A 9,347-nucleotide genomic window follows, 5' to 3' on the forward strand; every position below is an offset into this window, starting at 1 on the left:
CGGCACTACTCGCTGTACCTGGCGCTGCAGCTCAAGGCGCGCTACGAAGGTCTACCCACCCCGGTGTACGGACAGCAGGAGGTCCACCACCTGAGCTAGACGGCGGGTGCGGCGCCGACGGGAACGAAGCCGGAGCCAGGCCGGTTCTTGGCGTTGATGTCGTCGAGCACCGCGGTCATCGACATGGTGACCGCGGGGGTGTGCAGCGGGATGTACTTCACCACGCACGTGGGGAGGTCCTCGCTGAACGCGCCGTGGATCATGCCGACCAGCTGGTTGTTCACCGTGACCGGGGCACCCGAGTCGCCCGGCTGCCCGCACACCTGGTTGATGATGGTGCCGGGCTTGTCGCCGGGCCCCCAGGTGACGCCGCATGAGAATCCCGTCGTCCGGCCGAGCTTGCAGGCATTCTCGCCGAACGCCGGATCGGGGCCGAGGCCGTCGATCTCGAAGCCGTCGATGCTGTTGACCGGCTGGACCTTCTGCGGGTCGAACTGGATGACCGCGTAGTCGAGGCCCTCGTTGCCCGCGACCATCGTGCCGACGACGCCACTGGCCTGCGCCCGCTCGGACGCGACCTGCGCGCCTGGTTCGCCGCAGTGCGCCGACGTGAAGCCGATCAAGTTGCCGCGGTTGTCGTTGCCGATGGTGGTCAGCGTGCAGAAGGTGTCACCGTCGATCACGATCCCCGACCCTCCACCGAGGATGACGCGGTCATCCGCGCGAGAGGTCGCGAGGCTCACCGCGCCCATGGCTCCGAACAGCAGGACGATTAGCAGGACGACGACTGCGGACACCGGGAATCGCCGGTGTTGACTCCGTGCTCGCTGCAAGACACCCCCATCGACAGTCCCGATCCGTGATCGAACTCGGGTCAGTCTATCGTCGGCCGGGATCGTTGCACCGGCCGCGACATGGCAACATGAAGCCCGAACTCAACGAAGCGGGGAGGGCGTGTCCGTGAGCAATGGCGACCGCAAGAGCGGCGTTCCGACTACGGTGACATCGATTCCGCTGGTCGATCCGCATGCGCCGAAGCCCGATCCGTCCATCGGAGACCTGGTCAAGGACGCGACGTCTCAGGTGTCGACGCTGGTCCGGGCCGAGGTCGAACTCGCCCGTGCGGAGATCACGCGCGACGTCAAGAAGGGCGTGACGGGCAGCGTTTACTTCATCCTGGCGCTCGTCGTGCTCTTCTACTCGACGTTCTTCTTCTTCGCCTTCGTCGCTGCGCTACTCGATCTGTGGCTGCAGGCGTGGGCCGCAATTCTGATCGTCTTCGGCGTGATGATCGTGGTGACCGTGTTGCTTGCGCTCCTGGGCTTCCTCAAGGTCAGACGGATCAGGGGCCCGCAGAAGACGATCGAGTCCGTCAAGGAGGCGCGGGTCGCGCTGGTGCCCGGCGGGGACAGAACGCCGGACAAGTCGGCAGTCTCCACCAACGGCGCCGCGTCGACCGCAGATCCATCCGGCTGGTAATGGGCCGGAGCCGCGACCGCGGCGAGATCAGACAGCCGCCGCCCGATCCATCGGTCACGCGGATCGCGGGCCCATGGCGGCACATGGACGTGCACGCCAACGGCATTCGCTTCCATGTCGTCGAGGCGAATCCGCGCAGGGACGAGCCGCCGCGGGCCGGCGATCAGCCCCTGGTGATCCTCCTGCACGGCTTCGGGTCGTTCTGGTGGTCGTGGCGCCATCAGCTGCGGGGCCTTTCGGGCGCCCGGGTGGTGGCCGTCGATCTGCGCGGCTACGGGGGCAGTGACAAGCCGCCGCGTGGATACGACGGCTGGACGTTGGCGGGTGACGCCGCAGGCTTGGTGCGCGCACTCGGGCACGAGACGGCAACGCTGGTCGGACACGCCGACGGCGGGCTCGTCTGCTGGGCGACCTCGGTGCTGCATCCCAGGGTCGTGCGGGCCATCGCCGTCGTCAGCTCGCCGCATCCGGTGGCGCTTCGCGCCTCGGCGTTGACGCGCCGCGACCAGGGCCTGGCTCTGCTGCCGTCGATGCTGCGCTATCAACCGCCCCTGTGGCCCGAGCGCGTGCTGACGCGTGCCGACGCCGCCGAACTCGAGGCGGTCGTGCGTAGCAAGGCGGGGGCCAAATGGCTTGCCTCAGAAGACTTCTCGGAGACCATCGGTCACTTGCGCCGGGCCATTCAGATACCGTCGGCCGCGCACTCCGCGCTGGAGTATCAGCGCTGGGCCGTGCGCAGCCAGCTGCGCGGTGAAGGGCGGCGCTTCATGCGCTCGATGAAGCGGCCGCTCACGGTTCCGGTGCTGCACATGCGTGGCGACGCGGACCCGTACGTGCTGGCCGATCCGGTGTTGCGCACGCAGCGCTTCGCACCCCAGGGCAGGTACCTGTCCATTGCGGGCGCGGGCCACTTCGCCCACGAGGAGGATCCCGAGCGCGTCAACGAGCAACTGAAGACGTTCCTCGACGGGGTCTACGGAGGCTGACTCAGGAGATGCAGGTGTCGGTGGACACGCGCTGGGTGTTGCCCACCTTGGCCATCTGCTTGGCCACCTCGTTGGAGGTCAGCACGAAGCCGGTGTCCGCGTCGTCGACGGCGGCGCCGAACACGACGCCGAGGACCTTGCCATCGCGGTCGATCAGCGGCCCACCCGAGTTTCCTTGCCGGACAGTGCCTCTGATGGTGTAGACCTCACGCGTCACCGTGGTGGTGTGATAGATGTCGGGACCGTTGAGCTGGATGATCTCGCGGATGCGCCCGGGTGTGGCGGTGAACTCCCCGCCGCCGGGATACCCCATCACCACCGCATCGGTGCCCGTCTGAGCCTCCTGCATGTCGAACTGCAGTGGCGTCGACGGCAGGTCGGGCACGTCGAGGATGGAGATGTCGGCGCTGGGGTCGTACGACACCACCGTCGCGTCGTAGGTCTTCCCGTCGGCTTCGACCGTCACGCTCTCGGAACCGGCGACGACGTGCGCGTTCGACATGACCCTGTTGGGCGCGACGACGAACCCGCTGCCCTCGAGCACCTTCTGACAACTGGTCGCCACCCCGCGGATCTTGAGCACGCTCGGCCGGGTGGCCGCGACCACGGGGTCGGCCGCCAGCGCCGCGTCTGGCACGTCCACGTTCACGATCGGGGTGCGACCGAATGATGGCAGAACGTCGGGCAGCCCAGAGGTGCTGAGCAGCCCGGACAGGCGCGTCGGCACTCGCTTCAGCCACGGGGGCGCCACGTCGTTCACGGTCGACAGCACGCGCGAACCACGCACGGCCGCAGCGAGATTGGGCTGATCCGAGGAGGTCAGCGGCGTGGCGAGCAGCCATGCGGCGACCAGCACCGCGACGAGCTGCAGCGCAACCCCGACGACGGAGTCGAAGGTGCGCAGTGCCCCGTTCCGAATGGCACCCCGCACAGCCCTTCCGAGCACCACGCCTGCGATCTCGCCGATCACGACGAGCCCGAGAATCAGGAACAGTGCCACGAACAACTTCGTCCTCGGCCCGTCGAGGTGGGCGACCACGTGCGGCGCCAACAGGACTCCCGCGACCGCACCGAGGATGACCCCGACGAAGGACAGCAGGGAGCCAAGCGCCCCGGAACGCCAGCCAGAGATGGCGGCGACGAAGGCGATGGCGAGGACGGCCAGATCAAGCCACTGCGACGATGTCATTGTTGGCCCTCACGGTAATCGAGGCCGCCGCCAACGAGGGCCATTGCCGCGTCCAACTCGCGGACGTCGTCGCCGTTCCACGGCTGCGCCCAGCCCGCAACGTCGAGGATGGCCGAGATGACCTGCCCGGTGAAACCCCAGACGAGCATCTGGTTCAGCAGGAATGCGGGCCCGGAGAAGCGCCGGGTGTTCTCCTTGCGGTACACCATCAGCCGGTTCTCGGGATTGATGAAGGCGCGGACCGGGACGCGGGCGACGACGGCGGTCTCGCTCTCGTCGACGACGCCGACCGGGCCAGGGTCCGGCGAGTAGGCAAGAACGGGCACGACGTGAAAGCCCGACGGCGGGATGAACATCCGATCGAGGGTGATCAGGGGCCGCAACCGGCTGGTGTCGATGCCGGTCTCCTCGCGGGCCTCCCGCAGCGCGGTGCCGACGGGGCCGCCGTCGCCGGGATCGGCTGCACCGCCGGGGAAGGCGGCCTGGCCCGCATGGTGTCGCAGCGTCGAGGCCCGAACGGTGACGAGGAGGTCGGCGTCCTCCGGCAGCCCGCCCGACGGCGAGTCGAACGGCCCCGAGAAGAGGACGAGCACCGCGGCGTCGCGCTTGGCCCCCGCCGCCGTCGCTTCGTCCGCTTGGCTGGCCGCCGTGATCGCCGCGAGCACGTCGGGCGGCACTCGGCTGCGATAGGCGCGCGGTACGTCACCGACGTTCTCGAGCAGCGGTTTCAGCCACGCCGGAGCGGCTGCGGCATCGAGAGGAGCCGGCGGTCCCCCGTCACCGTTGGACGTCAAGCCGGCTCCCTCGTCTTCACGCCGATCTTCGGATCCACCGCCGCGGCGATCTCATCGGCGTTGGTGAACGAGCGCGGCAGGATTTCGGCCACCGTACCGTCTGACCTCAGGATCACCGTGGCGGGCATGACGTTGGGCACCTCGAGCGCAGCGGCGATCAGCCGGCGGCCGTCCTGAAGGGTGGGCAGCCGCACGCCCAACTCGGCGAGCCGCGCCAGCGCGGCGGCCTCGTTCTCGTCCTGATGCACGGTCACCACCGTCACGGCCGATCCCATGCGGCGCTGGTACTCGGCCATCGCGGGCAGCTCGTCGGCGCATGGGCCACACCAGTAGGCCCACAGGTTCAGCACCACGGGGCGCCCGCCGACCACGCGTCCGACGTCGACCCTGGCGCCGTCCGCGGCGCACTCCACGGTGACATCGCGAAGCGCACCGGGCCCAGGACCCGCCGACGGGGCCGGGCAAGGCGGCAGGTCGGCACGTGCCCGTGGGCCCGCCAGCGCTTCTGCGGTATCGGCGTCGCGGTGCTCGCGGGCCGCCCCCGCGGAGGATGACGGGCCGCCGGCGGGGCCGCCCGCGTCGTCCGAGCCGTCGACCTCCCGCCACAGCGCGACGGCCAGCGCGACGATGACGATGAGCACCGCCACGGTCCACCTGGTCGACGCGCGCATGGGACCGGCGGCGCTCAGAGCCCGGCCAGTGCCAGCAGATGCTCCGTCTCGGGGCCCTTGACGAGGGGGGCGGCAGTCAGTGGGTCCGTCGGGCCGAGACCGTACGACGGACAGTCCTTGGCCAGCACGCACACACCGCATGCCGGCTTCTTGGCGTGGCAGACCCGCCTGCCGTGAAAGATCACCCGGTGGCTGAGCAGCGTCCACTCCTTGCGGTCGATCAGCTCACCGATCGCATGCTCGACCTTGACCGGGTCTTCCAGTTCGGTCCATCGCCACCGGCGCACCAGCCTGCCGAAGTGGGTGTCGACGGTGATGCCCGGAATGTCGAACGCATTGCCAAGGATCACATTGGCGGTCTTGCGGCCGACGCCGGGCAAGGTCACCAGCTCGTCGAGGGTCTCTGGGACCCGACCGTCGAAGCGCGCGACGAGTTCCTCCCCGAGTCGCATCAGCGAATTGGCCTTGTTCCGATAGAAGCCCGTTGGCCGGACCATCGCCTCCAACTCGGTTCTGTCGGCCCTGGCGTAGTCCAGCGCCGTGCGGTACTTCGCGAAGAGGGCGGGGGTGGTCAGGTTCACGCCCTTGTCGGTGCTCTGCGCGGACAGGATGGTGGCCACCGTGAGTTCCAGCGGATTGGTGAAGTCGAGCTCGCAGTACACGTGCGGAAATGCCTGCGACAGCGTGCGATTCATCCGGCGCGCACGACGTACCAGCCCGAGGTGTGTCTCTGCGTCGAACTTGGCTGACCACTTCTTCGACGTGCCGCTCGGCACCGCGCGTACTGCCACGGATCAAGCGTACTGAGGGGGACCGACAAGCATAGACGCGGACCGGTGGCATTTCGTGATCCTGCCGAGACCTTCGGCGTGTTTACTTCTGCTCGTGTCGTGGTTGCTCGTAGCGTTCATCCCGGGGTTGCTGATGTTGGCGACCTTCGGGCTGAGCCGCCTTGAAGCGGGCCTCGCCGACGACACCGTCTCGCCAGGGGACGTCGCCGCGTTTCTCGAACAGGCCAAGGCAGACTGCGCCAAGCCCGCAGCACGCAGCAGCGAAGAGGAAACGTACCCGTTGGTCGACGACGACTACGTCTATGGATATCGAGAGCGCGTCGTCGACGACTCAGCACGGGATTTGCCGGTGCGAGTCATCACCCGCCACGAATCCAATCCGGAATTTCAGCCGACTCGCCACGCCTTTCGTGTGTAGCGTTGGCACGTCGCAGAGCCTGGTGCGCTTAGACTGATTTCGCCATCCAGCACTGGGTGGGCTTCGCGTGTCATATTTTTCCAACTGTTTAAGGGGCAACGTGGACGAGATCCTGGCCAGGGCCGGAATCTTCCAGGGAGTCGAACCGACCGCGGTATCCGCGCTGACCAAGCAACTGCAGCCCGTGGACTTCCCCCGTGGGCACACCGTGTTTGCCGAGGGCGAGCCCGGTGATCGGCTCTACATCATCATTTCGGGCAAGGTAAAGATCGGTCGCCGCTCGCCGGACGGTCGAGAGAACCTGCTCACCATCATGGGCCCGTCGGACATGTTCGGCGAGTTGTCGATCTTCGACCCCGGCCCCCGCACGTCGAGTGCCACCACCATCACCGAGGTTCGCGCGGTGTCGATGGACCGCGACGCCCTGCGCGCGTGGATCGCCGACCGGCCCGAGATCGCCGAGCAGCTGCTGAGGGTTCTGGCCCGTCGCCTGCGACGCACCAACAACAACCTCGCCGACCTGATCTTCACCGATGTCCCCGGCCGCGTCGCCAAGCAGTTGTTGCAGCTCGCCCAGCGCTTCGGCACGCAGGAGGGCGGCGCGCTGCGCGAGACGCATGACCTGACCCAGGAGGAGATCGCCCAGTTGGTCGGCGCATCGCGCGAGACGGTCAACAAGGCGCTCGCCGACTTCGCCCACCGCGGGTGGATTCGCCTCGAGGGCAAGAGCGTGCTGATCAGCGACTCCGAGCGCTTGGCCCGCCGCGCCCGCTAGCCTCCCCCACCTTCGCGATTTCGGCGCGCTGAGTTGCGTTGAGCGCCACTGAGCGCGCCGAAATCACTCTCGCAGGTAGTTCAGCTGGGCTTGGACGCTCCACTCGGCGTGGTCCCACAGCTTCTCGTCGACGTCGGTGTACACGTGCTCGACGATCTGCCGTGCGGTGGCCTCCTCGCCGAGCACCTCGAGCGCGTCGCGCACCTGGGTGAGACGCTGCTCGCGGTGGGTCAGATACATGGCGGACACCGCCTCGAGATCCTCGAGATCTGGCCCGTGCCCCGGCAGCACCGCCCGACGGCCCAATCCGTGCAGCCGCCGCAGCGATTCGAGGTAGTCGCGCAGGCTGCCGTCCTCGTTGTCGATGACGGTGGTCCCGCGCCCCAGCACCGTGTCCGCCGTGAGCACTGCACCTCTCCCGTCGCCGCGCTCGCCCCGGGCACCGTCGACCAGGAACGACAGTGAGTCCGCGGTGTGCCCGGGGGTGGCCATCACCGTGATCCGCAGACCCGCCGCGTCGATCACCTCACCGTCGGACAGCGGACCGCCGAGGCCACGGAGGAATCCGCTGCCGACCGCGCGCACGACTGCGCCGGTGCGTTCGACCAGCTTGTCGATCGCGTCCGTGTGGTCGCCGTGCTTGTGGCTGATCAACACCAGCGGGATCTTGCCGAGGCCCGCGATCCGGCCGATGTGTTCGTCGTCGTCGGGTCCAGGGTCGACGATCACCATCTCGTCGCTGCCCGGCCCCCGAAGCACCCAGGTGTTGGTGCCGTCGAGGGTCATCAAGCCGGGGTTGTCGCACAGCAGCACCGACGCCGTGTCGGTGACACGACGAAGCTTGCCGTAGGCGGGGTGCTCCAGATCTGGGTCTGCCGTCACGCCACCTCGACGATGATTTCGACCTCCACGGGCGCGTCCAGCGGCAGCTCGGCCACCCCGACCGCAGACCGGGCGTGGGCGCCGGCGTCACCGAACACCTCGCCGAACAACTCCGACGCGCCGTTGACGACCCCGGGCTGGCCGTTGAAGCCGGGCGCGGACGCCACGAAGCCGACGACCTTCACCACACGGGTCACCGAGTCGATGCCGACGAGGGAGTCCACCGCCGCCAGCGCATTCAGGCCGCAGATCCTCGCCAGCGCCTTCGCGTCCTCCGCGCTTACGGCGCCTCCGACCTTGCCCGCCTGCGGGAGCGCTCCCGCGACCATCGGCAGCTGTCCGGACGTGTAGACCAGATTGCCGGTCCGCGTCGCGGGGACGTACGCGGCCACCGGGGCGACGACCGCGGGCAGCTCGATCCCGAGCTCCGCCAATCGCTGCGACGCGGTCACCGGGGCCGCTTCATGTAGGCGACGAGCTGCTCGCCGGTCGGGCCTGGCAGCACTGAGACGAGTTCCCAGCCGTCCTCGCCCCACTGATCGAGAATCTGCTTGGTCGCATGCGTCAGTAGTGCCACCGTCACGTATTCCCACTTGGTCAGTTCGCTCATGTCGCTGAGCTTAACGGTGACTGTGCACGCCACGGATAGCATGCTGTGGTGACCACCGACGTTCCCGAATCCAGCAACCGCAGATCCGTCGGTTGGCCGTCGCGGCTGAGCAAGGCGCGTCTGCACTTCGTGACCGGCAAGGGTGGCACGGGCAAGTCGACGATCGCCGCCTCATTGGCGCTCGCCCTCGCCGCGGGCGGCCGCAAGGTGTTGCTGGTCGAGGTCGAGGGGCGCCAGGGCATCGCGCAGCTCTTCGACGTACCCCCGCTGCCGTATGAAGAGGTGAAGATCGCGACCGCGGACGGCGGCGGACAGGTCAACGCGCTCGCCATCGACACCGAGGCCGCGTTCCTGGAATACCTCGACATGTTCTACAACCTCGGCATCGCCGGGCGGGCGATGCGACGAATCGGCGCAATCGAATTCGCGACGACGATCGCGCCGGGCCTTCGGGACGTCCTCCTCACCGGCAAGATCAAGGAGATCGTCGTGCGGATCGAGAAGGACAAGGCCAAGAGCAAACACCTCGGGTACGACGCCGTTGTCGTCGACTCGCCGCCGACGGGCCGCATCGCCCGGTTCCTCGACGTCACCCAGGCCGTGTCCGACCTGGCCAAGGGCGGGCCCGTGCATTCGCAGGCCGACGGTGTGGTCAAGCTCCTCCATTCGGAGCTGACCGCCATTCACCTCGTCACCCTGCTCGAGGCGCTCCCGATCCAGGAGACCCTGGAGGCGATCGACGAGCTCAAGGA

At 68.2% G+C, this 9,347-nt stretch carries 13 protein-coding genes; 5 read left to right on the top strand and 8 right to left on the bottom strand.

Annotated elements, in window-relative coordinates:
- Positions 1 to 95 precede the first annotated feature (95 nt).
- On the bottom strand, positions 96 to 752 hold the full coding sequence (locus tag ACRDUX_RS37630; RefSeq protein WP_526422122.1) for a S1 family peptidase: 657 nt from the start codon (positions 750 to 752) through the stop codon (positions 96 to 98).
- A gap of 208 nt (positions 753 to 960) precedes the next feature.
- Between ACRDUX_RS37630 and ACRDUX_RS37635 the strand changes: the two genes are divergently transcribed.
- Together ACRDUX_RS37635 and ACRDUX_RS37640 are read left to right on the top strand one after the other, a co-directional pair.
- Positions 961 to 1,479: a phage holin family protein gene (locus ACRDUX_RS37635; protein WP_526422102.1), complete on the top strand. Its 519-nt coding sequence runs from the start codon at positions 961 to 963 to the stop codon at positions 1,477 to 1,479.
- Complete coding sequence (locus ACRDUX_RS37640; protein WP_526422104.1) at positions 1,479 to 2,465, top strand: alpha/beta fold hydrolase; 987 nt, start codon at positions 1,479 to 1,481, stop codon at positions 2,463 to 2,465. The genes ACRDUX_RS37635 and ACRDUX_RS37640 overlap by 1 nt, the downstream gene beginning before the upstream one ends.
- Position 2,466: 1 nt before the next feature.
- On the opposite strand, the gene marP is transcribed toward ACRDUX_RS37640, so the two are convergent.
- Genes marP through nth form a run of 4 tightly spaced genes read right to left on the bottom strand, consistent with a single transcriptional unit; the run spans position 2,467 to position 5,814 of the window.
- Positions 2,467 to 3,654 (bottom strand): acid resistance serine protease MarP, encoded by a 1,188-nt coding sequence (gene marP / locus ACRDUX_RS37645; protein WP_526422106.1) that lies wholly within the window; start codon positions 3,652 to 3,654, stop codon positions 2,467 to 2,469.
- On the bottom strand, positions 3,651 to 4,448 hold the full coding sequence (locus ACRDUX_RS37650; RefSeq protein WP_526422108.1) for an NUDIX hydrolase: 798 nt from the start codon (positions 4,446 to 4,448) through the stop codon (positions 3,651 to 3,653). Before ACRDUX_RS37650 ends, marP begins: the two co-directional genes overlap by 4 nt.
- The gene (locus ACRDUX_RS37655) at positions 4,445 to 5,119 is read right to left on the bottom strand and encodes a TlpA family protein disulfide reductase (protein ID WP_526422110.1); all 675 of its coding nucleotides are present in this window, start codon (positions 5,117 to 5,119) and stop codon (positions 4,445 to 4,447) included. Before ACRDUX_RS37655 ends, ACRDUX_RS37650 begins: the two co-directional genes overlap by 4 nt.
- A gap of 14 nt (positions 5,120 to 5,133) precedes the next feature.
- The gene (nth, locus tag ACRDUX_RS37660; RefSeq protein ID WP_526422124.1) at positions 5,134 to 5,814 is read right to left on the bottom strand and encodes an endonuclease III; all 681 of its coding nucleotides are present in this window, start codon (positions 5,812 to 5,814) and stop codon (positions 5,134 to 5,136) included.
- Between the two features lie 229 nt (positions 5,815 to 6,043).
- On the opposite strand from nth, the gene ACRDUX_RS37665 reads away from it, so the two are divergent.
- Together ACRDUX_RS37665 and crp are read left to right on the top strand one after the other, a co-directional pair.
- Positions 6,044 to 6,328: a hypothetical protein gene (locus ACRDUX_RS37665; RefSeq protein ID WP_526422126.1), complete on the top strand. Its 285-nt coding sequence runs from the start codon at positions 6,044 to 6,046 to the stop codon at positions 6,326 to 6,328.
- Between the two features lie 100 nt (positions 6,329 to 6,428).
- Positions 6,429 to 7,103, top strand: coding sequence for a cAMP-activated global transcriptional regulator CRP (gene crp, locus ACRDUX_RS37670; protein WP_526422112.1), 675 nt, complete (start codon positions 6,429 to 6,431; stop codon positions 7,101 to 7,103).
- A gap of 63 nt (positions 7,104 to 7,166) precedes the next feature.
- On the opposite strand, the gene ACRDUX_RS37675 is transcribed toward crp, so the two are convergent.
- The 3 genes from ACRDUX_RS37675 to sp36 are packed head-to-tail and all read right to left on the bottom strand — an operon-like array spanning position 7,167 to position 8,595.
- Positions 7,167 to 7,985, bottom strand: coding sequence for an MBL fold metallo-hydrolase (locus tag ACRDUX_RS37675; protein WP_526422114.1), 819 nt, complete (start codon positions 7,983 to 7,985; stop codon positions 7,167 to 7,169).
- Positions 7,982 to 8,437, bottom strand: a complete 456-nt coding sequence (locus ACRDUX_RS37680) for a RidA family protein (RefSeq protein WP_526422116.1) — start codon at positions 8,435 to 8,437, stop codon at positions 7,982 to 7,984. Before ACRDUX_RS37680 ends, ACRDUX_RS37675 begins: the two co-directional genes overlap by 4 nt.
- Complete coding sequence (gene sp36 / locus ACRDUX_RS37685; protein ID WP_526422118.1) at positions 8,434 to 8,595, bottom strand: Sp36 family protein; 162 nt, start codon at positions 8,593 to 8,595, stop codon at positions 8,434 to 8,436. Before sp36 ends, ACRDUX_RS37680 begins: the two co-directional genes overlap by 4 nt.
- Positions 8,596 to 8,643: 48 nt before the next feature.
- On the opposite strand from sp36, the gene ACRDUX_RS37690 reads away from it, so the two are divergent.
- Positions 8,644 to 9,347 (top strand): ArsA-related P-loop ATPase (locus ACRDUX_RS37690; RefSeq protein ID WP_526422120.1); only part of this gene is annotated, 704 nt, incomplete at its 3' end.

Source organism: Mycobacterium sp., assembly GCF_050701675.1.
In the GTDB taxonomy this organism is placed as follows: domain Bacteria; phylum Actinomycetota; class Actinomycetes; order Mycobacteriales; family Mycobacteriaceae; genus Mycobacterium.

Bases quoted from the DNA above. Each gene is read 5' to 3' on its own strand.
- ACRDUX_RS37665 (WP_526422126.1), top strand. From the start codon at position 6,044: ATGTTGGCGACCTTCGGGCTGAGCCGCCTTGAAGCGGGCCTCGCCGAC.
- ACRDUX_RS37630 (WP_526422122.1), bottom strand. From the start codon at position 752: ATGGGCGCGGTGAGCCTCGCGACCTCTCGCGCGGATGACCGCGTCATC.
- ACRDUX_RS37655 (WP_526422110.1), bottom strand. From the start codon at position 5,119: ATGCGCGCGTCGACCAGGTGGACCGTGGCGGTGCTCATCGTCATCGTC.
- sp36 (WP_526422118.1), bottom strand. From the start codon at position 8,595: ATGAGCGAACTGACCAAGTGGGAATACGTGACGGTGGCACTACTGACG.
- marP (WP_526422106.1), bottom strand. From the start codon at position 3,654: ATGACATCGTCGCAGTGGCTTGATCTGGCCGTCCTCGCCATCGCCTTC.
- nth (WP_526422124.1), bottom strand. From the start codon at position 5,814: ATGAATCGCACGCTGTCGCAGGCATTTCCGCACGTGTACTGCGAGCTC.
- ACRDUX_RS37640 (WP_526422104.1), top strand. From the start codon at position 1,479: ATGGGCCGGAGCCGCGACCGCGGCGAGATCAGACAGCCGCCGCCCGAT.